At 31.6% G+C, this 20,297-nt stretch carries 23 protein-coding genes; 15 read left to right on the top strand and 8 right to left on the bottom strand.

The features are described 5' to 3' along the window. From IEV63_RS02465 to IEV63_RS02455, 3 genes are read left to right on the top strand one after another with little or no spacing between them, the layout of a single operon-like run. A complete protein-coding gene (locus tag IEV63_RS02465; protein WP_188405167.1) occupies positions 1-411 on the top strand; it encodes a 6-pyruvoyl trahydropterin synthase family protein in 411 nt (136 codons plus the stop codon). A gap of 1 nt (position 412) precedes the next feature. Further along, positions 413-868: a peroxiredoxin gene (locus IEV63_RS02460; RefSeq protein WP_188405166.1), complete on the top strand. Its 456-nt coding sequence runs from the start codon at positions 413-415 to the stop codon at positions 866-868. Between the two features lie 50 nt (positions 869-918). Next, the gene (locus IEV63_RS02455) at positions 919-1,182 is read left to right on the top strand and encodes a hypothetical protein (RefSeq protein ID WP_188405165.1); all 264 of its coding nucleotides are present in this window, start codon (positions 919-921) and stop codon (positions 1,180-1,182) included. 55 nt (positions 1,183-1,237) lie between these two features. Here the strand turns inward: IEV63_RS02455 and IEV63_RS02450 are convergent, their stop codons facing one another. The 3 genes from IEV63_RS02450 to IEV63_RS02440 are packed head-to-tail and all read right to left on the bottom strand — an operon-like array spanning position 1,238 to position 4,186. Then, a complete protein-coding gene (locus tag IEV63_RS02450) occupies positions 1,238-1,993 on the bottom strand; it encodes a DUF4369 domain-containing protein (RefSeq protein ID WP_188405164.1) in 756 nt (251 codons plus the stop codon). Positions 1,994-1,999: 6 nt separating this feature from the next. Next, entirely contained in the window at positions 2,000-3,328 is a 1,329-nt protein-coding gene (locus IEV63_RS02445; protein WP_188405163.1) for a DUF819 family protein, read from the bottom strand. Positions 3,329-3,373: 45 nt separating this feature from the next. Beyond that, the gene (locus IEV63_RS02440; protein WP_188405162.1) at positions 3,374-4,186 is read right to left on the bottom strand and encodes a Cof-type HAD-IIB family hydrolase; all 813 of its coding nucleotides are present in this window, start codon (positions 4,184-4,186) and stop codon (positions 3,374-3,376) included. Between the two features lie 93 nt (positions 4,187-4,279). On the opposite strand from IEV63_RS02440, the gene IEV63_RS02435 reads away from it, so the two are divergent. Next, on the top strand, positions 4,280-5,062 hold the full coding sequence (locus tag IEV63_RS02435; RefSeq protein WP_188405161.1) for a S1/P1 nuclease: 783 nt from the start codon (positions 4,280-4,282) through the stop codon (positions 5,060-5,062). Between the two features lie 43 nt (positions 5,063-5,105). On the opposite strand, the gene metK is transcribed toward IEV63_RS02435, so the two are convergent. After that, complete coding sequence (gene metK, locus IEV63_RS02430) at positions 5,106-6,362, bottom strand: methionine adenosyltransferase (protein WP_188405160.1); 1,257 nt, start codon at positions 6,360-6,362, stop codon at positions 5,106-5,108. A 226-nt stretch (positions 6,363-6,588) separates the two neighbouring features. Here metK and IEV63_RS02425 point away from each other — a divergent pair, with 226 nt between their 5' ends. Next, positions 6,589-7,014 carry an OsmC family protein gene (locus IEV63_RS02425; RefSeq protein ID WP_188405159.1) on the top strand — a complete coding sequence of 142 codons (426 nt, stop codon included), beginning with the start codon at positions 6,589-6,591 and terminating at the stop codon, positions 7,012-7,014. Between the two features lie 85 nt (positions 7,015-7,099). Here IEV63_RS02425 and IEV63_RS02420 read toward each other — a convergent pair whose 3' ends face one another. The 3 genes from IEV63_RS02420 to IEV63_RS02410 form a co-directional block, all read right to left on the bottom strand. Next, on the bottom strand, positions 7,100-7,831 hold the full coding sequence (locus tag IEV63_RS02420) for a T9SS type A sorting domain-containing protein (protein WP_188405158.1): 732 nt from the start codon (positions 7,829-7,831) through the stop codon (positions 7,100-7,102). Positions 7,832-7,843: 12 nt separating this feature from the next. After that, positions 7,844-8,425: a hypothetical protein gene (locus IEV63_RS02415; RefSeq protein ID WP_188405157.1), complete on the bottom strand. Its 582-nt coding sequence runs from the start codon at positions 8,423-8,425 to the stop codon at positions 7,844-7,846. Positions 8,426-8,704: 279 nt separating this feature from the next. Further along, on the bottom strand, positions 8,705-9,901 hold the full coding sequence (locus tag IEV63_RS02410) for an exo-beta-N-acetylmuramidase NamZ family protein (RefSeq protein WP_188405156.1): 1,197 nt from the start codon (positions 9,899-9,901) through the stop codon (positions 8,705-8,707). Here IEV63_RS02410 and IEV63_RS02405 point away from each other — a divergent pair, their 5' ends adjacent. The 7 genes from IEV63_RS02405 (at position 9,902) to IEV63_RS02375 (ending at position 17,664) form a co-directional block, all read left to right on the top strand. After that, on the top strand, positions 9,902-11,137 hold the full coding sequence (locus tag IEV63_RS02405) for an ABC transporter permease (protein ID WP_188405155.1): 1,236 nt from the start codon (positions 9,902-9,904) through the stop codon (positions 11,135-11,137). It abuts the gene before it with no gap. A 77-nt stretch (positions 11,138-11,214) separates the two neighbouring features. Continuing rightward, positions 11,215-13,044, top strand: a complete 1,830-nt coding sequence (locus tag IEV63_RS02400; RefSeq protein ID WP_188405154.1) for a tetratricopeptide repeat-containing sensor histidine kinase — start codon at positions 11,215-11,217, stop codon at positions 13,042-13,044. Beyond that, entirely contained in the window at positions 13,041-13,667 is a 627-nt protein-coding gene (locus tag IEV63_RS02395; RefSeq protein WP_188405153.1) for a response regulator, read from the top strand. The genes IEV63_RS02400 and IEV63_RS02395 overlap by 4 nt, the downstream gene beginning before the upstream one ends. Beyond that, entirely contained in the window at positions 13,667-14,593 is a 927-nt protein-coding gene (locus IEV63_RS02390; protein ID WP_188405152.1) for a 2-hydroxyacid dehydrogenase, read from the top strand. The genes IEV63_RS02395 and IEV63_RS02390 overlap by 1 nt, the downstream gene beginning before the upstream one ends. A 276-nt stretch (positions 14,594-14,869) precedes the next feature. Then, positions 14,870-16,252 carry a sugar transferase gene (locus IEV63_RS02385; protein WP_188405151.1) on the top strand — a complete coding sequence of 461 codons (1,383 nt, stop codon included), beginning with the start codon at positions 14,870-14,872 and terminating at the stop codon, positions 16,250-16,252. 6 nt (positions 16,253-16,258) lie between these two features. Continuing rightward, positions 16,259-17,044, top strand: coding sequence for a hypothetical protein (locus IEV63_RS02380; protein WP_188405150.1), 786 nt, complete (start codon positions 16,259-16,261; stop codon positions 17,042-17,044). Between the two features lie 5 nt (positions 17,045-17,049). Next, positions 17,050-17,664 (top strand): deoxynucleoside kinase, encoded by a 615-nt coding sequence (locus IEV63_RS02375; RefSeq protein ID WP_188405149.1) that lies wholly within the window; start codon positions 17,050-17,052, stop codon positions 17,662-17,664. Positions 17,665-17,667: 3 nt separating this feature from the next. On the opposite strand, the gene IEV63_RS02370 is transcribed toward IEV63_RS02375, so the two are convergent. Continuing rightward, positions 17,668-18,057, bottom strand: a complete 390-nt coding sequence (locus IEV63_RS02370) for a pyrophosphohydrolase domain-containing protein (RefSeq protein WP_188405196.1) — start codon at positions 18,055-18,057, stop codon at positions 17,668-17,670. A gap of 36 nt (positions 18,058-18,093) precedes the next feature. Between IEV63_RS02370 and IEV63_RS02365 the strand changes: the two genes are divergently transcribed. The 3 genes from IEV63_RS02365 to IEV63_RS02355 all read left to right on the top strand — a co-directional run bounded on the left by IEV63_RS02365 (position 18,094) and on the right by IEV63_RS02355 (position 19,950). Further along, positions 18,094-18,282: a hypothetical protein gene (locus tag IEV63_RS02365; protein WP_188405148.1), complete on the top strand. Its 189-nt coding sequence runs from the start codon at positions 18,094-18,096 to the stop codon at positions 18,280-18,282. 62 nt (positions 18,283-18,344) lie between these two features. Then, entirely contained in the window at positions 18,345-18,638 is a 294-nt protein-coding gene (locus IEV63_RS02360) for a Bor family protein (RefSeq protein WP_188405147.1), read from the top strand. 331 nt (positions 18,639-18,969) lie between these two features. Then, the gene (locus IEV63_RS02355; RefSeq protein ID WP_188405146.1) at positions 18,970-19,950 is read left to right on the top strand and encodes a PLP-dependent cysteine synthase family protein; all 981 of its coding nucleotides are present in this window, start codon (positions 18,970-18,972) and stop codon (positions 19,948-19,950) included. The last annotated feature ends 347 nt before the right edge of the window (positions 19,951-20,297 follow it).

Genomic DNA, 20,297 nt, shown 5'->3' with positions numbered 1-20,297 from the left:
ATGGAAGTAAGTGTACATCGTAAAGCTCATTTTAATGCAGCACACAGATTATATAGAAAAGATTGGAGTTTCGAAAAAAATGAAGACGTATTCGGGAAATGTAACAACCCATCATACCATGGCCATAACTACGAATTAATTGTAAGTGTTACTGGAGAAATAGATCCAGAAACAGGCTACGTAATGGATATGAAAATCTTAAAAGACATTATTAAAAGTAAAATTGAAGATGCTTTTGACCATAAAAATCTAAACGAACAAGTACCTGAATTTGAAAATTTAAATCCAACTGCAGAAAATATTGCTGTTGTTATTTGGAATAAAATAAGAGAAGAAATTGACACCAATAAGAAATTAGAAATAACTTTATACGAAACCCCTAGAAATTTTGTAACCTATAAAGGAAATTAATATGGCACTAGAAATCGGAGACATCATGCCAAATTTTAAGGCAAAAAATCAAAAAGGAGAAGAATTTGACTCTTCTACAGTAATTGGTAAAAAACCTGCAGTTATTTATTTCTACCCAAAAGATTTTACCCCAGGTTGTACCAAAGAAGCTTGTAATTTTAGAGATAGCTATCAAGATTTTCAAGATGCTGGTGCAGAAGTTATTGGCATAAGTGGTGACTCAGAACAATCGCATCAAAAATTTGCAAAAAAATATCAATTACCCTTCGTCTTACTTAGCGATGCTAGCGGAAAAATTAGAAAAAAACTAGGCGTAAAAAAGAGTCTTTTAGGTTTAATTCCTGGCAGAGAAACATTGGTTATCGATGCAAAAGGCGTAGTACAAATGAAGTTTAACAACCTAGATGCCTCCCGCCACATGAAAAAAGCACTTCAAAAAGTGAAAGACTTAGGCTAAACATTACTAAGCTTTTTATGCTTAACTTTGCAGTATATTAAAAAATAGATATGGCAAGTATAAAAAACTTAAAGCAAGACTTAAATAATGCAATTGGCGAAATTATTGAAGGAAGTATGCTTCAACAAATTGTTGGAGATGAAAAAAACAATAAAAAAGCAGATGAATTAGTAGATGAAAGTATCGCTTTTTTTGACGAAATGATTTCAGAAATCAATAAAAAAACAGAAAATCGAAAAAAACACTTAAAAGGTGTTAACCAAAAAATTGACAATAAACTCGAAGAGTTTGTAGACCGATTAAACAAATTGTAATTAAAAACCCGCTCAAAAATTGAGCGGGTTTTTTGTTAATAAATATTTTCTTCAATTAAGAATCCATTTCTTCATCAATAGTTTTTACTTCAATATTTTGCTGTTTAGCTTCTTGAGCTCTCAATTCAATTAAATTTTCCAATTCTTTACCATATTTTGAATTACGTACTTTTGGCGTAAGAGAATTAAAAACTGTATCTAAAAACTTTTTATTGGCATCGTAAGCTTCAGATAGCATCAAAAAAGGAGCTATTTCGTGCGCATTATTTTTCATTGCATAATTAATGGTATACAAATATTTTCTACGCAATAAACTAGCATATTTTTCATTTAAAGTACGCATTGCCAAAGTATCATTTTCGTTAGTTTGTATACGTTCGGATATTAAATCTAAATTTTGATCATTAAACCTTTTTAAAGTAGCTAAGTAAGTTTGGTATTTCAACTGGTTTTCGGGTGCCTTTTCTGCAATTGCTTGATTAAAACCTTCAGCATTAAGCTTAAATTGAAATTCTCCAGCTTCAGCAAAAAAATCAAAATACTCAGCATCTTCTTCACTTCCAAATTGTTTTAAATACAAAAACATAAGCTGTGGTTCTTCAACATAGGTTTCTAACTCAAAGTTTTCATTTCCTAATAAAGCAACAGAATCTAAATCTACAAGTAATGTATCTTGCATTTTTTGTAAATAAATTGTGGCCTTCCTAACACCTTCTATTTTACCTTTTACAAAAAGATTTGGTTTTGGGCTTTGCTCACAGGAAAATAAACTTAAAGCAATAATCGAGATTCCTAAAATTAATTTGTTCATATGTGTTTATAAATTTGATGCATATTCCATTAATATTGCGCAACCTAAAGCTGCATAAGTTCCTACTACATAACCAAAAACGGCTAATAAAACACCTACACTGGTTAAGGATGGGTGAAAAGCTGAAGCAACTACTGGTGCAGACGCAGCACCACCAACATTAGCTTGACTTCCTACAGCTAAGAAAAAATAAGGCGCTTTTATTAGTTTTGCAACACCAATTAACAAGCCAGCATGTATGGTCATCCAAACCATACCTATAGCTAGTAAACCTGGGTTTTCAAAAACGGTAGATAAATCCATGTGCATACCAATGGTAGCTACTAAAAAGTAAATAAAAATACTTCCTATTTTAGTTGCTCCTGCTCCTTCGTAAGATTTGGCTTTTGTAAAAGATAATATAACTCCTAAAAATGTTGCAATACTAACCAACCAAAAGAAGGTTGAAGCAAAGGAGTGCAGAGCTGAAGTTTTATCCGCAAATACAGTAAAATTAAAAATTAAAAAGTCTGAGATTTCTATAGCAAGCCAATGCGATATTCCTACTGCTACAAAAGCAAAACTTAGAATAATCATATAATCTGCTAAGCTTGGATTGCGGGTAACACTAGCCGAATAATTCGATACTTTTTCTTTTAATTCTTCAATGGCTGTATTATCAGCTTTTAACCATTTATCGATGCGTTTGCGTTGACCAATGCCTAGCAAAATAACAGCCATCCAAAGATTAGCAACTAAAATATCTACTAAAACCATACCGCCATATTTGTCGCGGTTATATTCAAAAATTTCGAGCATGGCTGCTTGGTTTGCACCACCACCAATCCAGCTTCCTGCAATAGTAGCTAAGCCACGCCAAACAGCGTCTGGTCCTGCTCCACCAACGGTTTCAGGTGAAAAAATAGAAATTATTAAAATAGCAATTGGTCCGCCGATTAATATTCCAATAGTTCCTGTAAAAAACATGATTAAGGCTTTGTAACCTAAATTTACAATAGCTTTTAAATCTATAGTTAAGGTTAATAAAACTAAAGCTGCAGGCAAAAAGTATCGACTGGCTATGGGGTACAACTGCGATTTAAAATGAACTTCTTCTTTATTGTCGTAAACAATTTTCCATTCGGCTGAAATAATATCTAAAGAATTAAAAATAGCTGGGATTAAATAGCATAACAATAAGGCAGGTACAATGCCATAAAACTTTTTCCAAAATCCGGTTTTTAAGGAAGATGTATAAAAAATTAAACCCAAGGACAGCATTAAAATTCCTAAAACAACCGCATCATTTGTAATATAAGGAGTTGTGTCTTCTACAATACGCAAGGTTTTATCCATGATTAAAATTTGTGTAAAAATATAAAATTGCTAGACGTGGTTAGGCTAAAGTTGAAAAAGCTGTGCTAAGTGTTTTGCTACTCCGTCTTCTTTACTGCCAAAAGTGTGTTGATTTGCTATTATTTTTACAGGCTCAACTGCATTAGCTACTGCAACACCAAGACCTACTCCATCTAATAATTCAACATCGTTATAATTATCGCCATAGGCTATTATTTCATCTAATTTAAATTGGTAAACTTGCTCTGCAATTGTAGCAATCCCCGTAAGTTTTGAAATTGCTTTCGGTGCAATTTCTATATATGTGGGTTTTGAACGATACAAGTGTAAACTTTCTGAAAATACTTCACTTAAAATAGAAAATACCTTACCTACTTTTTCTTCATTACCCATACACATAAGTTTGTGTGCTGCTTTATTTTCATGTTCCCATTTAGCTAAAACTTTATTTGGAGATAAAACAATTGGTGTTACCTTGGTATTGTTTTCTTCTCTCTCCGCCCATTCATCTTGTTGTGAAACATACCATTCGTCTTGATGATACATTCCAAAGTGTAAATCTTCATTTAATACAATTTGAGCCACTTTTCTCGAAATTTCTAAAGAAATAACTGTGCTTCCTAAAATTTGATTCCCATGCAAAATTAAACCACCATTATAACAAACCATCGGAGCATCTTTAATACCTAAGTCTTGTTGAATATGACGCATTGCACTAGGCATTCGAGCAGAGATGAGTACAAAAGGAAACTGTTTTAGTATCTGTTTGACGATTTCTATGGTATAACTCGATACTTCTCTTTCAGTGTTTAAGAGTGTTCCATCAATATCGCTGCAAATTAATTTGTAGGAGTTCATCTATTAGAATTTAAACTTAATTTAAAAAAAACATTAAGCTTTCAAAAGTAAACGGATTTAACTAAAGTGAATTCATATTTTTGACAAAAAAACATGAAAAATACCTTATTAATTGTTCTAAGTTTTTGCCTAACTCCCTTTTTCTGTTTTGCAGAAGATGATTGGGGACAAAATGGCCATCGAGCAGTAGCTGAAATTGCTTTTCAATATCTTGATGAAGATGTAAAACAAAAAATTTTAGACTTATTAGATGGTGAAAGTTTAGCTACAGCTTCAACTTTTGCCGATGAGATAAAAAGTGATAAAAAATATGATGCTTACAAAGTTTGGCATTATGTAAATATACCACTTAATAGTAATTATAATGAAGCTGAAAAAAATGAAGATGGAGACCTAATCATTGGAATTCAAAAGAGTATTGCTATTTTAAAAGATGAAACCTCAGCAAAAAACACAAAGCAATTTCATCTAAAAATACTGATTCATTTAATCGGCGACTTGCATCAGCCCTTTCATGTTGGTTTAAAAGAAGACAGGGGCGGGAATGATTTTGATGTTTTTTGGTTTGGAGAACATACTAACATTCATAAACTATGGGATACACAACTTATTGAAAGTTATAACATGAGTTATACAGAATTGGCTACTAATAAATTTCCCTTTAGGGAAATTGAAGTAAACCAATTTAAAGAAAAAACCTTGTTGGAATGGTTGGCAGAAACGCATAAGCTTACTAACCAAGTCTATGCTTCTGCTCTACCTAACGAAAATTTAAGCTATGCCTATACCTATAAATGGTTTCCTGTTTTAAGACAACAATTACATAAGGCTGGTATTCATTTAGCTGCCCAACTCAACAAAATTTTTAAAATATAAAAAAGCGACCTGTTCAGGTCGCTTTTTTATTTGGTAAATAAATTTAAATTTTAAACTCCTTTTGAAGTCGCTCTACATAATCTAATTTTTCCCAAGTAAATAGCTCGACTTCTTTGGTAACTTCTCCTGAATAATTAGAAGAATAATTTTTAGTTACTGTTATTGGCGATTTACCCATATGCCCATAAGCCGCTGTTTCTAAATAAATGGGGTTTCTTAGCTTCAAGGTTTTTTCGATTCCTGCTGGTGTTAAATCGAAGATGGACAGTAATTTTTTAGCAATCTCTCCATCACTCAAATTCATCTTTGAAGTATTATACGTATTTACGTAAACAGAAGTTGGTTCTTTTATACCAATAGCATAGGAAATTTGGACTAAAATCTCGTCTGCTAAACCAGCCGCCACCATATTTTTAGCAATATGTCTTGCGGCATAAGCTGCAGAACGGTCTACTTTACTCGGGTCTTTTCCAGAAAATGCACCTCCACCGTGTGCGCCTTTTCCACCATAGGTATCTACGATTATTTTTCTTCCAGTTAGTCCGGCATCGCCATGTGGACCTCCAATAACAAACTTTCCTGTTGGATTGATGTGATAGGTAATATTATCATTAAAAAGCGATTGAATTTCTGTGGAGTATTTAGCTTTTACCTTAGGAATTAGAATTTCAACGATATCTTTTTTAATTTGGGCAAGCATCTTTTCGTCGTTTGCATTAAAAGCATCATGTTGCGTAGAAACTACAATGGTATCAATTCTTATAGGGCGATTATCATCATCATACTCAATGGTAACTTGAGCTTTTGCATCAGGTCGCAAATAAGAAATCTCTTTAGCTTCTCTTCTTAGTGCAGCGAGCTCTTCCAATAATTTATGCGAAATATCTAGGGCTAGCGGCATATAATTATCAGTTTCATTGGTTGCATAACCGAACATCATACCCTGATCTCCAGCACCTTGCTCTTCTTTAGAAACTTTGTCTACACCTTGATTAATATCTGGAGATTGTTCATGTATTAAAGAAATTACGCCACAAGAATCTCCACTAAATTGATATTCGCCTTTTGTGTAACCAATCTTATTGATTACATCTCTAGCAATTTGCTGTACATCTAAATAGGTTTTACTTTTTACTTCACCGGCTAAAACCACTTGACCGGTAGTTACTAAAGTTTCACAAGCAACTTTTGATTCTTCATCAAAAGCTAAAAAATAATCGAGTAAAGCATCACTAATCTGATCTGCAATTTTATCGGGATGTCCTTCAGAAACACTTTCTGATGTAAATAAATAAGGCATTCGTTTGAATTTTAAATTGAACTAAAATGAAAAATAAATCTGCGCGACTTCAAACGAAAAAAGAAAAGTTCTGTTTTAGCATTTTTTAGAGGTCGCAATCAGTCAAATTTTTCCTCAGTGCAAATTTAATAAATTACAATGTTTCAAATCATTCTTAACTAATTTTTATTAGGATGATTCAATTTGAAGAATTGCTTATTCCTATTTTTGCTTCAAATACATTATTATGCAAATTAAACTTCAAAAAAAACAAAATAGCGACTTTGAATATGTGGCTGAAAACCATTTAGGACACCAAGTAGAACTTTGCAATTCGAGTATGGAAAACCCATCATCGGCGAGTCCTATGGAATTGGTTTTAATGGCTATTTCAGGTTGTAGTAGTATTGATATTGTGCATATTTTGAAGAAGCAGAATTTAGTAATTGAAGATTTACAAGTTGAAACTTTAGGTACTCGTAAAGAAACAGAACCCAAAGTGTTTACTGTAATTGATTTATTGGTAAAACTAAAAGGAGAAATTCCCGCTAAAAAAGCCTTGCGAGCTGCCCAACTTTCATTTGAAAAATATTGCTCAGTTTCTAAAATGTTAGACCAAACCGTAGAGATTAAGTATCAAGTTGAATTGAATGGAAATTTGATTGAAGTTTGAAGTGATTTAAAAAAATGAATTCATAAAAAACCTGCAAGGTCTTAGAGCCCTTGCAGGTTTTAAATTTTCTTAAGGATGTGACTTATTATTCTTTAATCATTTTCTTTGTCAAACTGCCATTTTCTGTTTGTAATTTTACCAAGTACATGCCTTTAGCTAAACTACTTACATCAATGGGCTGATTTTCTTGAAAATCGACTTTCAAGATTTGCTTACCGTTTAGATTGTAAATTATAATTTGCTCAATCTTTGCTAGATCACTTACGATACGCAATTCATTAACCACTGGATTTGGATAAATTGAAAATTTAGTTTTATCGATATCATTATTGCTTAAGGTGCTTGCCCAAAAAGTAGCTACACTGCCCTCAGTATTAGTGATGTCTAAATAAATGAAATCACTTTCGTATCTGAATTCATAATTGAATGGACCATAAGCATCTGGTACAAACTCATTATCTAATGTAACTTCTTCTGAACTTTGTATAAAAACATAGTTGTAATATTCTGCAATATTTGAGCTGTCTGAAGATAATGTACAGCCTAAATGATTATAAAAAGATTGGTCGTTTTCTTCAAAAAAAGTGTAATTGATACAAGACGCAAACCAAAAATCATAATATGATGGATTTTCTCCTACAGTAAACTCTAACAAGTTAAACTGATCATATTCTCCAAATGCATTTAAATCTGCCATGATAGTTTCATCTTGAGTAACATTTTTTTCAATGGTCCAAGTATGGTCAAGTATAGGAGCAACTTGTGCAGTTGTATTAATGAAAAAAAATAATAGTATTGTTTTTATAATCGTTTTCATGTTTTCTATTTTTTAATTAATAATTAATTGCTTTGCATCCAACATATTTCCATTGGCAATAAGATTGACTATATAGGTGCCTGTTGGTAATTGGTTTGTAGGTATGCTTATGCTATTGTTTTCTGCGTTTAAAATATAATTGTAATATACACCTGTAGTAATGTTCCAAGCTCGCCTTGCTTTTATCAATTCTAAATGTTCATAAGCCCTAAAATTAGTAGTTTTAAAAGGTTGTACAGGTCTTACAAAACCATTTATTGTATCATAAGTACCATCTGGTAGCCAATATTCTGATATATGCTCATGGTCATAATAATCATTTGGTGTACCTAATGTTTGATTATCAATATCTTCATCGGTACCAATATATTCAGCCAATACAATATTAGCATTTGATAGTAAAGGATTTACTTGATTAGCACTTTCAATTCCAATTATATAATATTTGTGTAAGGAAGTAAATCTAGACCACTCAAATTCTCGATTATAAAGGTGGATTTTATATTGATTTAAAAAACTTTGTGTAGTATTATCTCTAAATTCTAAAGTTTTAGTACCATTAGCATTTTCAATTATTTTAGTAGGATTTAGCAAACTCGGCTTGCTTCTTCAATATAATAGTAATGTATTACAGGGTTAGAGCTTTGTGCAAATAGATTTGTTGTATTCATTACACAACATATTAGCACAATAATAATTGAAGACAGTCCGTTAATTGCGGTGTTGCGGTATTGCTGTTTTTCATAATATTAAGTTTAATAATTTCTTAGAATTATAACTTTTTTTTCAAATAATCGAATTAAAACATAAATAAAATGTCAAATAATTTGGTTATTAAAAATTTTAAATTGGTCAAGTTTTCATTTTTTAAAGTTACTCATACAACAAATACGGCTTAATTCGTTTATTATAATCAGCTAAATCATCCTGCCAACTTGCTTTGATTTCTTCAGCAGATTTTCCAGCTTTTATGGCTTCTTGTAAACTTGCATTACCCGCTAGTTTATTAAAAAAACTATTGAAAAACTCATTTTTATTTTCTGTATTTTGATAAGCTTCAATTAACCAATCTAGCTGCAGATAGTTCAAATTTTCAGAATTGGAAAGATTTTTACCATAGCAGACTTTCCCCAAATGCTTGGGCGACTTTGATCCTTCATTTGATTGCGGTGTGTATTCAAAATTAAAAACTTCAGCACTTAAATAAGGAGAACCAAATACTTGAAACTGTAAATTTGTACCTCGACCTGCGTTTACATTGGTTCCTTCAAAAAAACACAAACTAGGATACAAATTTATAGCTTTTGCATTGGGTAAATTAGGAGATGGTTTAATAGGCAATTTGTAAGTTTCATTTTTGTTATAGTGCTTCAAATTAACCACCCAAAGTTTAACTTGAATTTTGTTTTTCAAAAAACCTTCACCATTCATCATTCTAGCATATTCACCAATGGTTAAACCATGAACTACAGGAACAGGATGCATACCTACAAAACTGGTAAATTCTTTTTCTAAAATAGGTCCATCGATGTAATTTCCATTAGGATTGGGACGATCTAGCACCAAAACTTCAATATTTAGTTCTGCACAAGCTTCCATAACGTAATGCAAAGTAGATATGTAAGTATAAAAACGCGCGCCCACATCTTGAATATCGAAAATGACTACATCTATGTTTTTTAGTTGTTCAGCAGATGGTTTTTTATTACTCCCGTACAAGGAGATAATCGGTAAGCCCGTTTTGGCATCTATACCATCTTTTATGGTTTCTCCGGCATCAGCTTTGCCACGAAAGCCATGTTCTGGCGCAAATACTTTGGTAACTTTAATATTTGAATTCAATAAGGTATCTACCAAATGTACAAATTGGCCAGATGTGCCTGGTATCATTGAAGTTTGATTACCTACCACAGCTACTTTTTTGTTTTTTAACAATGGTAAATAGGCTTGGGTTTGCTCAATACCGAGTTGCAGATGTTCACTTTTAATTTGGGAAACTGAATTGCACGAAATGCAAGCCAATAGAAAAAATAAAAATGTATTTTTGAACCAACGATAAAATAGCTTCATTTGAAATTTGAATTATTTGTATCTCGCCGTTTAATCAGCGAAAAAGATTTTAAAAGTAGTATATCTGCGCCAATAATAAAAATTACAACCGCGGCAATTTCGGTGGGCGTGATTATGATGCTAGTTGCTTTTGGCACAGGCTTGGGTTTACAAGAAAAAATTCGCGATAAAATTGCAGCTTTTAATGGGCATATTCAAATCCATGGTTTCACAAACCAAAATCAGCAAATTAATCAAAATTCAATTCCAAAAAACCAAGATTTTTATCCGCAGTTCTCTAATATTGAGAATATTGAACACACTCAGGCGGTGGCTACTAAATACGGAATTATTCGAACAGAAACCGATTTTGAAGGTGTTTTAGTAAAAGGAGTTGGTAACGACTACCGTTGGAATTATTTTGAAGAATATTTAATACAAGGGAAACTTCCAGATGTAAAAACTAAATACAGCACAGAAATTTTACTATCCGAATCTTTGGTCAATAAACTTCAATTAGAGTTAAATGAGCAGGTAGTAGTCTATTTTTTAAACGAAGATGCTTCAGCTAAACCACGATTAATCGCTTTTAACTTAGTAGGAATTTACAACTCGGGTTTTAAGGAATTCGACGATCAATTTTTAATTGCAGATATCGACCAAATTCAGCGTATCAATAAATGGAGTGAAAATGAAATTGGCAATTTTGAAGTATTTGTTTCCAATTTTAATGAGCTCCAACAAACTTCTAGACAAGTTTATAAAGAAATTGATTCTTTTTTAAATGCCACCAGCATAATCGAGCAATATCCTTCAATTTTTGAATGGCTTTCAATGTTCGATATGAACATTGCTTTAATTATTGGGATTATGATTTTAGTTGCTGGAATTAATATGATTACGGCTTTGCTAGTCTTAATTTTAGAACGAACCCAAATGATTGGTATTTTGAAAGCCTTAGGAGCTACCGATTGGAACATAAGGAAAATATTTTTATACAATGCAGGCTATATTATTTTGCGGGGTTTGTTTTGGGGAAATTTAATTGGTTTAGGCATTTTATTAATACAAAAATATTTGAAGCCCATACAGCTTAATCCTGAAACATATTATGTTACTGAAGCGCCAATTAGTCTTCAGCTATATTACATTATAGCTGTAAATGTTGGAACGATGGTATTGTGCGTTTTAATGCTAATCATACCTTCCTTAATAATCTCAAAAATTTCGCCCATAAAAGCCATGAAATTTGATTAATAAAATCTTTTAAAAAAATTGAATTAGTAGCCAGGTGTTTTTTTTCTTATTTTTGTTTACACATCAGTACTAAAAACATGAAATACCTCTACTTCCTAAGCTTTATTATGCTTATTCAAACATCGTATGCGCAATATGACCAGGTTTTAGATTTACTGTACTATCGAAAGTTTGAAGAAGCAAACAAAATAATAACCGAAGATTTTGACGGATACGACGAAAAGTTGCTCACTGCCATGACGGCCTGCGAAAAAAACGATTTAGCAACATCTTTTAAAATTTTATTTGAAATAGATACCTTACAACTCAACGATTATCAAAAAGCTTTTTATTACAAATTTTTAGCACATACTTACGATAATAATGTTGAAAGAGGCCTATCTCTGAAAAACTTTAGTATTGCACAAAAAAAACTAAAAAAGCTTAATTTAGAAGATTTTTATAATGAAATAAATCTCTACATCTACTTCATTTACGATTCTAATGAGCCTTTTAAAGAAAAAGCACCTGCCGTTTTACAAGAAATGTATGAAAATGCAGTAGAAAATGATAATAAAAGGCAGACTATTCAAGCCTTAATTGAATTAGGATTTAATGAATATTTTAAAGGTAATGAAGCTGGATTTTTTGAAAAATTTGATGAAGCCTTTGCTATAGCCAACAAAACCAAAGACGTAATGGATTTGGCTAAACTGCATTCGTTTTACGGAATAATTTATGGCGAATATATTGGCGATTACGATAAAGCAGAATTTCACTACGAAAAGTCTTATGAGTTATACAGTCAGGTTTCAGACAAATACAAAGGTAAACCCCTATTGCTAAGTCAATCTTATATTTATGCCTATCAAGAAGACTTTAATACTGCTATTCAATATTTACTTAGAGCCGATAAAGAGCCAGATACCGAATTAAATCTAAATGTTAACGAATACATTTACAAAGAATTAGCTAACAATTATGAAGAAATTGGAAAAACCGATTCAGCTTTATATTACACCAAAAAATATGTAAAACTCAGAAATGAGATTAATGAAAAACAACAATTTATAAATATTACACGCTTTGAAGCTGAAAAGAAAGAAAAGGAAAACACTATTTTAATTCAAGAAAACCAAAGAAATACAATATTATTAATCTTCTTTGGTGTTGTTCTCTTAGCATTGCTTGTTGTGGGATATTTAATTTATGCCAATTCGAAAAGAAAACAAGTTCTATTAACGAAAGAACGAGAATTAGCAGAACAAAAAAACAAGAGCTTACTTAAGGAGCAAGAACTAAAATCGATTGACGCCATGCTTGAAGGGCAAGAAAAAGAAAGACAGCGCTTGGCTTCGGATTTGCATGACAATATTGGTTCGAGTTTAACCAGTGTTAAAATGCACTTTAACAAAATTAAACAACAGCTTAAAGACAAAACCTACGACGAAAATTTATTCGAAAAAACCGATAATTTACTCGCAGAAACTTATCAAGAAATTAGAAACTTAGCACACATAAAAAATGCGGGGGTCTTAGCTAAAGACGGCTTAGTGCCGGCTTTAAATAAATTGGTAGATAAATCTTCTAACCCACCGAGTTTTATAATTGAACTAAATATTTTTGATTTAGACAAACGCTTAAAAAATGCCCTAGAAATTGGGATCTTTAGAATTATACAAGAATTAATTACCAACGCCATAAAACATGCCAAGGCATCTAAACTAAGCATAGCAATTACAAATCACGGAGACTTGATTAGTATTATTGTTGAAGATAACGGGGTTGGTTTTAATGTACAAGACAATATTAATGAAGGCTTAGGTATAGAAAGTATTCAAAAAAGAGTAAAGCATTTGAGCGGCGAAATAGAAATTGAAAGCACCGCAAATAAAGGAACCACAGTACTAATAGATTTACCTTTATGATAAGAATTGCCATTGCAGACGACCACCAGTCTTTAATAGATGGAATGCTCTTAATGTTTAGCAATTTCCCCGACATGGAAGTGGTTTTAACAGGAAATAACGGAAAGGAAATTTTAGATCAAATTCCCTTAAAGAAGCCAGATGTAATACTAACAGACATTAAAATGCCAGTTATGGATGGTATTGAGTTGTGCAGTCGTGTTAAGCAAGAATACCCTCAAATTAAAATTATTGCATTTACAATGTTTACTCAAGATGAACCCTTTGAAAACATGAAGAAAGCTGGTGTAAACGGCTATATTTTAAAAAATGCTCACTTAACCGAAATTATTGATGCTATTCAATTTGTATCGCATAACGATTATTTTTATAGACCTAACCATACAAAAAGAGAAGTAAAAGAAGAAAAACAATCGCACGCCTTATTAAGAAAACTAACCCAAAGCGAACAAGAAATCTTAAAACATATTGCACAAGGTAAGTCTTCAGCAGAAATTGCTGAAATTCGTTATTCTGCTATATCTACAGTAGAAAAACATCGAAAAAATATGATGCGAAAACTCAATTTAAACGGAAAAGGAGAATTAATAAAATTTGCGTTCGATTTAAAATATGAATTATAATGAGTATAGTTTTAATACACCAAAGAGCTGACTTAACCGATTTTAAAAAATTACTACAAAACAAACTTCCAAACACCAAAATAGAGCTATTAGATGAAGTTGAAAAGCCAGACGATGTCGAGTTTGCTATTTCATGGAAGCATCCACACGGAGTTTTCAACCAATTTAAAAATTTACAGGTAATAGCAAGTTTTGGAGCTGGTGTAGATCATATTTTTAGCGATCCTAATTTACCTCAGCACATTCGAATTACCAAAATTGTAGACCAACAACTTACCAAAGACATGTGCGACTTTGTACTTATGCAATGCCTAAACCACCTAAGGCATACTGCAACTTATCAAAGAAACCAGACCAAAGAAGAATGGAATGCAAAAAAATATAAAAACCCTAGTGAAACTCAAGTTGGTATTTTAGGTCTAGGTACTTTAGGGTCCGCTGTGGCAAAAACTTTAGTAAGTAGAGGGTTTAATGTTGCCGGATGGTCAAATTCAGAAAAAAACATACTTCAGGTAAAAACTTTTTCTAAGGATGAACTCAATGAATTATTAAGCACATCAGAAATTTTGGTTTGTTTATTACCCTTAACTAAAGCAACTCGAGGCATTTTAAATCGAAATTTATTTAATGCATTACCCAACAAAAGTTGCCTTATAAATATAGCGCGTGGCGAACATTTAAATGAAGATGATTTAAAAAGAGCACTAAAAGAAGAAAAAATATGTGCTGCATTTTTAGATGTTTTTGAAGAAGAACCTTTGCCACAAAGCCATTGGTTTTGGAAGCACAAATCAATTCATATTACACCACATGTGGCAAGTGTAACCAATCCTAAAACTGTCGTTAATCAATTAGCTGAAAATTATAAGCGCTTTAGAGATGAAAAAAGTTTGAAATTTGAAATAGATATAGAGAAAGCATATTAGTACGCCATTAGAAGTGATAAAGAATATTATTTTAAATCCACTTTGCTCTTACTCCATAAAATCACAGATAAATTCCTTGTCGCACCTACAGATTAAAATAAATTTAGTTAAACAAAGTTATTTACCATACGTATTAACTGATGCTTTGTACAGCATTTTTGCCCTTTCAAACAATTATTTTAAAAAATCAAACTTTAAAATTTCTCATGTCAATAAATTTGGTATTTTTATCCTTGAAATTATTTTCCTTTTCGGCGATGTTTCTGTTAACTAACTATGCAATCTAAGAAGTCTACCCATTTTGAAATTTCAGAACGCAAAATATTATTGCGCATAATCGATGCAGTAGTGGCATGCTTTTCAATTTATTTTGCAAAAGAAGTAATTGGTTTAAGCTACTTTAGTACCGACGATAATTATGTGATATGGTTTATTGTAATTGCCTTTTATTTCTTGCTTTTTGGCACCATATTAGAAATGTACGACCTGCAAAAAGCAGAATCGCGCTATAAAATTTTCAAGGGCCTTACTATAACTTCTTCTTTGGTTGTAGTTTTCTTTTTAATGACGCCCATATACACACCACAATTACCAGCAAATCGACTTCAAATTATTTATTTTTTTTTTAGTCTATTAGGCTTTATTTGTGTTTGGCGTTTTGCTTATGTAGGGCTAATTACAGCTCCAAGATTTTACAAAAGGGTATTAATTGTTGGAGAAAACTTCGATATTAATGCCATTATATTAGATTTAGAAAAAAAAGATCCCAATTACGAAATTGTAGGCTATGTAGATTCAGACCTAAATAATGTTAGCATTAGTAAATGCAATAGGTATGATGTTGATGAGCTACAAAATGCAGTTGAAGATTTAAAGATCAGCGAAATTGTTGTAACCAATTCCTTACAAGGTGTTGGTTTAAAATTATACCAAAATTTAATTCCTTTACTTAAAAAAGGATATCCAATAAAAGCCTATACCCAAGTTTATGAAGAATTGACTGGAAAAATTCCTGTCGAAAATGTAAAAAACGATTTTTATTGTTATTTCCCTTTTAGCAGAAGCAATCAAAATAAATTATATTTAAGTTTTACTCGGTTAGCTGATGTACTTATTGCATTGTTGGGTTTAGTATTTTTAATTATAGTTATTCCATTTGTTCTCGTTATTAATTTATTTAGCAATCCAGGACCATTATTTTATAAACAAGAACGTGTAGGAAAAAATGGGAAAAAATTTAAAATTGTAAAGTTAAGAAGTATGGTAACCAATGCTGAAGAAAAAGGGGCACAATGGGCTGTACAAAACGATACTAGAATTACGCAATTTGGAAAAGTTTTACGAAAATCTAGATTAGACGAAATACCGCAATTTATCAATGTCCTTAAAGGAGAAATGAGTTTTATTGGACCTCGCCCTGAACGACCTGTTTTTGTTGAAGAGTTAAGAAAAAAAATTCCTTTTTATGAAATAAGACATGTTGTAAAACCTGGACTAACAGGATGGGCTCAGGTTAATGCAAAGTATGCATCTTCTGAAGAAGATAGCCTAGAGAAGCTTCAATATGATTTGTACTATATAAAAAGAAGAAATATTTTCTTAGATTTACGCATATTCTTAAAAACACTAAGTACCATCGTGTTTTTTAGAGGCCAATAAATTAATTTGATAAAATTTATATTTCTTTTCATTAGCTTATTTGTTGTAAATAAAAATTTTGCACAGGATTATATTGTCCAAAAAATAAGTAGCGTTCCACTTGAAGCTACTCAATTTATAGGTGTAGACAAGTTTAATAACATGTACTACGTTAAGCAGAACACTTTATTTAAAAAAAACAGAGAACAATTAGTTGAATTTAAAGATTTACAACTTGGAGATATTTATTATGTAGATTTACTAAACCCACTTCAAATCACACTATTTTATAAAGAAGCAAATACAACTTTAATATTAGATAACCGATTAAATGAGCTTAAACGCATTTCGTTTGATCGGTTAGCAGATTATAAATTAGTTGATTTTTGTACTACAGCAAACGACCAGAGTTTGTGGATTTTTAATGCGGACTTACAAGAACTTGAAATTTTTAATTACCAACGCCAAAAAACAGAATTACAAACACTTCCTATAGCTGAAGAAGTTTTGCATCAAAAAAGTAATTTTAACTTTTGCTGGCTTCAAACTACATCAGGATTATATCAATTTAATACCTATGGAAGTTTAATTAAAAAAATCGAAAAAGTGTTTGACGTCTTAGAAGTATACAAAAACAATATTTTACTAATTAACAAAGATGGAGAAAGTTATTATTTTAATCAAAAACAAAATAAACTGAACACTTTAAAATTACCCAAAATTGAGTTCAATCAAGTACACTTAAATGATGAAAAACTTTATCTTTACGACGGAGAAATGATTCATATTTATCAAATTACCCCTAATAATTAAAATTTATGCACGTAGCAATTGCTGGTAATATAGGAGCTGGAAAAACAACATTAACTAAGTTTTTAGCCAAACATTACAACTGGGAACCTGAGTATGAAGACGTACTAGAAAACCCATATTTAGAAGATTTTTACAACGATATGTCGAGATGGTCTTTTAATTTACAAATCTACTTTTTAAACAGCCGTTTCAGACAAATTCTAGACATTAGAGAGAGCGGTAAAGATGTAATTCAAGATCGTACCATTTACGAAGATGCTTATATTTTTGCTCCTAACTTACATGCCATGAGCTTAATGAGCAACCGAGATTACAGCAATTATAAGTCATTATTCGATTTAATGGAATCGGTTACCAAAGCTCCAGATTTATTAATTTATTTGCGTAGCTCCGTACCTAATCTAGTGAACCAAATTCAGAAACGCGGTAGAGATTATGAAAATTCAATTTCTATAGATTATCTTAACCGTTTAAACGAACGCTACGAAGCATGGATACATGATTACAACAAAGGCAATTTGCTTATTATAGATGTAGACAATATGGATTTTGTATCCAATCCAGAAGATTTAGGAAACATTATCAATAAAATTGATGCTGAAATTAACGGTCTCTTTTAAGCTTTATTTCTTTTCAAAAAATTGCGCAATGTTAGGTTTAAAATAATTGGGGCCTTTTAACACTTTACCATCTTCACGGTAAATTGGTTTTCCATCTTCACCAAGTTTACTCATGTTGCTACTTTGTATTTCATCAAATACTTCTTCAATTTTATTTTGCATTCCATGCTCAAGCATTGTACCGCACAAAATATAAAGCATATCGCCAAGTGCATCGGCAACTTCTATAAGATCGTTGGCATTTGCAGCAGCTAAATACTCTTCGTTTTCTTCTTTCATTAAATTAAAACGGAGCAGGTTTTTAGCCTTTCCAAGACTAGCAACTGGATCTTTACTTACACCCAAACCATAGGTTTCATGAAATTTTTTAACGGCATCTAAAGGTTTATTTATCATTTTAAAACTACTTTTGTTTGAAATATCAAATATATGTTTTCTGAAGGACAATGGTGGTTTGCTGGATTTTTTGTGATTGCTTTTGTAATCCTGATGATTTTTAGCTACAAAGGCGATAAAAAATTACACAAAAAACAGTATAAAGGAAGTTTAAAAATTCTCTTAGGATTTGTAGCTTTTGTTATTCTTTTGTTTGCTCTAAAAATTTTACTGAAAGAATAATTGAATAAAAATTTATTATAATTTAACTTTTTAGTATTTTAGTAAAAATTTAAATTATTATCATGAAAAAACAAGTAACTAAAATTTGCATGCTTTTAGCATTCGCTTTTGTAATGACTTCTTGCTACACTTACACCTACAACGTAGGAAATGGTTCACAAACTGGTGTTGAAGTTAAAAAGAAAAATCATTATTTAATTTATGGTTTAGCAAACATTAGCCAATCTGACCCAGTTGAAATGGCAGGCGGTGCTGAAAACTACCAAGTAACTATTACGCATACGTTTGTAGATGGGTTAATTAACAGTTTAACTTTTGGTATTTACAACCCAACAACTACAAAAGTTACTAAGTAATTTTTAAACTAATTTAAATGCTGGCTCTTTAACTTAAAAGTGAGCCAGCATTTGTATTTCACTACTTTTTCTACATGAAAATATTCTATTTCATTATCGCTTGTATTTTATTATTATATTCGGGCTCAATTCTTTATAAATATATTCTTGATTATTCTGTAATTACCAATTATGGCAAAGGCTATGTTTGGGGTGGAGCAATTGTATTTTTAATTAGTATATTCTTTTTTTACCTAAGCATTAAGAAAAAGAAAACTACATAAACTTTATCTTTTTCGTTCTTAACAAAGTGCTTTATTACATTTGCATTTAAAAAATAGCAAGCAAAAGAATGAAATACGCTAATAATATTATTGAAACCATTGGAAATACTCCTTTGGTAAAAATGAATTCTATTGTTGAAGAAATCGATGCTTTAGTACTAGCCAAATACGAAACGTTCAACCCAGGAAATTCAACCAAAGACCGTATGGCTTTACAAATGATTGAGGATGCGGAAGCTGATGGAAGATTACAACCTGGCGGAACCATTATTGAAGGTACATCTGGAAATACTGGAATGGGTTTAGCATTGGTTGCCATTGTAAAAGGCTACAAAGTAATTTGTGTATTGAGCGATAAACAAAGTAAAGAAAAAATGGATATTTTAAAAGCCGTTGGTTGCAAAGTACACGTTTGCCCTACCGATGTAGCTCCAGATGATCCGCAGTCTTACTACTCCACATCAAAGCGTTTAGCAGAAGAAACTCCAAATTCTTGGTACGTAAACCAATACGACAATCCATCGAATTGTAAAGCACATTTTAAAACTACTGGTCCCGAAATTTGGGAACAGACTGATGGTAAAGTTACGCATTTTGTTGTTGGCGTTGGAACTGGCGGAACCATTTCTGGAGTGGGCAGCTACTTAAAAATGAAAAATCCAAATGTAAAAGTTTGGGGAATTGACACCTATGGTTCGGTATTTAAAAAATACCACGAAACAGGAGAATTTGATGAAAAAGAAATTTATCCCTATGTTACTGAAGGAATTGGCGAAGACATTTTACCTTTAAATGTTCGTTTTGAAATTATTGATGGTTTTACCAAAGTAACCGATAAAGATGCAGCAGTCTATACCCAAAAATTAGCTAAAGAAGAAGGTATGTTTTTAGGAAATTCTGCTGGAGCAGCAGTAAAAGGTTTGCTACAATTAAAAGATCATTTTAAAAAAGACGATGTGGTAGTAGTCCTTTTTCACGATCACGGTAGTCGATATGTTGGCAAAATGTACAACGACGATTGGATGAAGAAAATGGGGTATTTGGATTGATGTTTTAGGGACGTACGACGAACTAACGAGTAAAAGATTCCACATCAAGTACGAAATTACAGTTGTTGATGATCACTTTTTTAATCCGAATCAAGTGCGAAGTAAAAACTTCGAATAACTTAGTGTTTTTCTTGAAACATTTAAGCTTCACTCAAAAAATAGATTTGAAGATTTAAATTTAGTCTTGATTGTATTAGAAGAGAATTTTTGTAATCCTTGCACTAACTATTCCATTAGTAAAATCTATGTATTGTTCGTATTTCCCATTTTCAATTCATTCAATCTAAAATCGTAAACACCCTTCTTTTTTGAACTAAAAGTAGAATGCCCTAGCCCTGATTGAAGTG

The organism is Psychroflexus salis (assembly GCF_014640175.1).
GTDB lineage: Bacteria > Bacteroidota > Bacteroidia > Flavobacteriales > Flavobacteriaceae > Psychroflexus > Psychroflexus salis.
The sequence above is the reverse complement of the archived record's forward strand: the minus strand, read 5'-3'. Positions and strand labels throughout refer to the sequence as shown.

Excerpts from the sequence above, each read along its gene's own strand:
- IEV63_RS02465 (WP_188405167.1), top strand. The coding sequence starts at position 1 with ATGGAAGTAAGTGTACATCGTAAAGCTCATTTTAATGCAGCACACAGA.
- IEV63_RS02460 (WP_188405166.1), top strand. The coding sequence starts at position 413 with ATGGCACTAGAAATCGGAGACATCATGCCAAATTTTAAGGCAAAAAAT.
- IEV63_RS02455 (WP_188405165.1), top strand. The coding sequence starts at position 919 with ATGGCAAGTATAAAAAACTTAAAGCAAGACTTAAATAATGCAATTGGC.
- IEV63_RS02450 (WP_188405164.1), bottom strand. The coding sequence starts at position 1,993 with ATGAACAAATTAATTTTAGGAATCTCGATTATTGCTTTAAGTTTATTT.
- IEV63_RS02445 (WP_188405163.1), bottom strand. The coding sequence starts at position 3,328 with ATGGATAAAACCTTGCGTATTGTAGAAGACACAACTCCTTATATTACA.
- IEV63_RS02440 (WP_188405162.1), bottom strand. The coding sequence starts at position 4,186 with ATGAACTCCTACAAATTAATTTGCAGCGATATTGATGGAACACTCTTA.
- IEV63_RS02435 (WP_188405161.1), top strand. The coding sequence starts at position 4,280 with ATGAAAAATACCTTATTAATTGTTCTAAGTTTTTGCCTAACTCCCTTT.
- metK (WP_188405160.1), bottom strand. The coding sequence starts at position 6,362 with ATGCCTTATTTATTTACATCAGAAAGTGTTTCTGAAGGACATCCCGAT.
- IEV63_RS02425 (WP_188405159.1), top strand. The coding sequence starts at position 6,589 with ATGCAAATTAAACTTCAAAAAAAACAAAATAGCGACTTTGAATATGTG.
- IEV63_RS02420 (WP_188405158.1), bottom strand. The coding sequence starts at position 7,831 with ATGAAAACGATTATAAAAACAATACTATTATTTTTTTTCATTAATACA.
- IEV63_RS02410 (WP_188405156.1), bottom strand. The coding sequence starts at position 9,901 with ATGAAGCTATTTTATCGTTGGTTCAAAAATACATTTTTATTTTTTCTA.
- IEV63_RS02400 (WP_188405154.1), top strand. The coding sequence starts at position 11,215 with ATGAAATACCTCTACTTCCTAAGCTTTATTATGCTTATTCAAACATCG.
- IEV63_RS02395 (WP_188405153.1), top strand. The coding sequence starts at position 13,041 with ATGATAAGAATTGCCATTGCAGACGACCACCAGTCTTTAATAGATGGA.
- IEV63_RS02390 (WP_188405152.1), top strand. The coding sequence starts at position 13,667 with ATGAGTATAGTTTTAATACACCAAAGAGCTGACTTAACCGATTTTAAA.
- IEV63_RS02385 (WP_188405151.1), top strand. The coding sequence starts at position 14,870 with ATGCAATCTAAGAAGTCTACCCATTTTGAAATTTCAGAACGCAAAATA.
- IEV63_RS02375 (WP_188405149.1), top strand. The coding sequence starts at position 17,050 with ATGCACGTAGCAATTGCTGGTAATATAGGAGCTGGAAAAACAACATTA.
- IEV63_RS02365 (WP_188405148.1), top strand. The coding sequence starts at position 18,094 with ATGTTTTCTGAAGGACAATGGTGGTTTGCTGGATTTTTTGTGATTGCT.
- IEV63_RS02360 (WP_188405147.1), top strand. The coding sequence starts at position 18,345 with ATGAAAAAACAAGTAACTAAAATTTGCATGCTTTTAGCATTCGCTTTT.
- IEV63_RS02355 (WP_188405146.1), top strand. The coding sequence starts at position 18,970 with ATGAAATACGCTAATAATATTATTGAAACCATTGGAAATACTCCTTTG.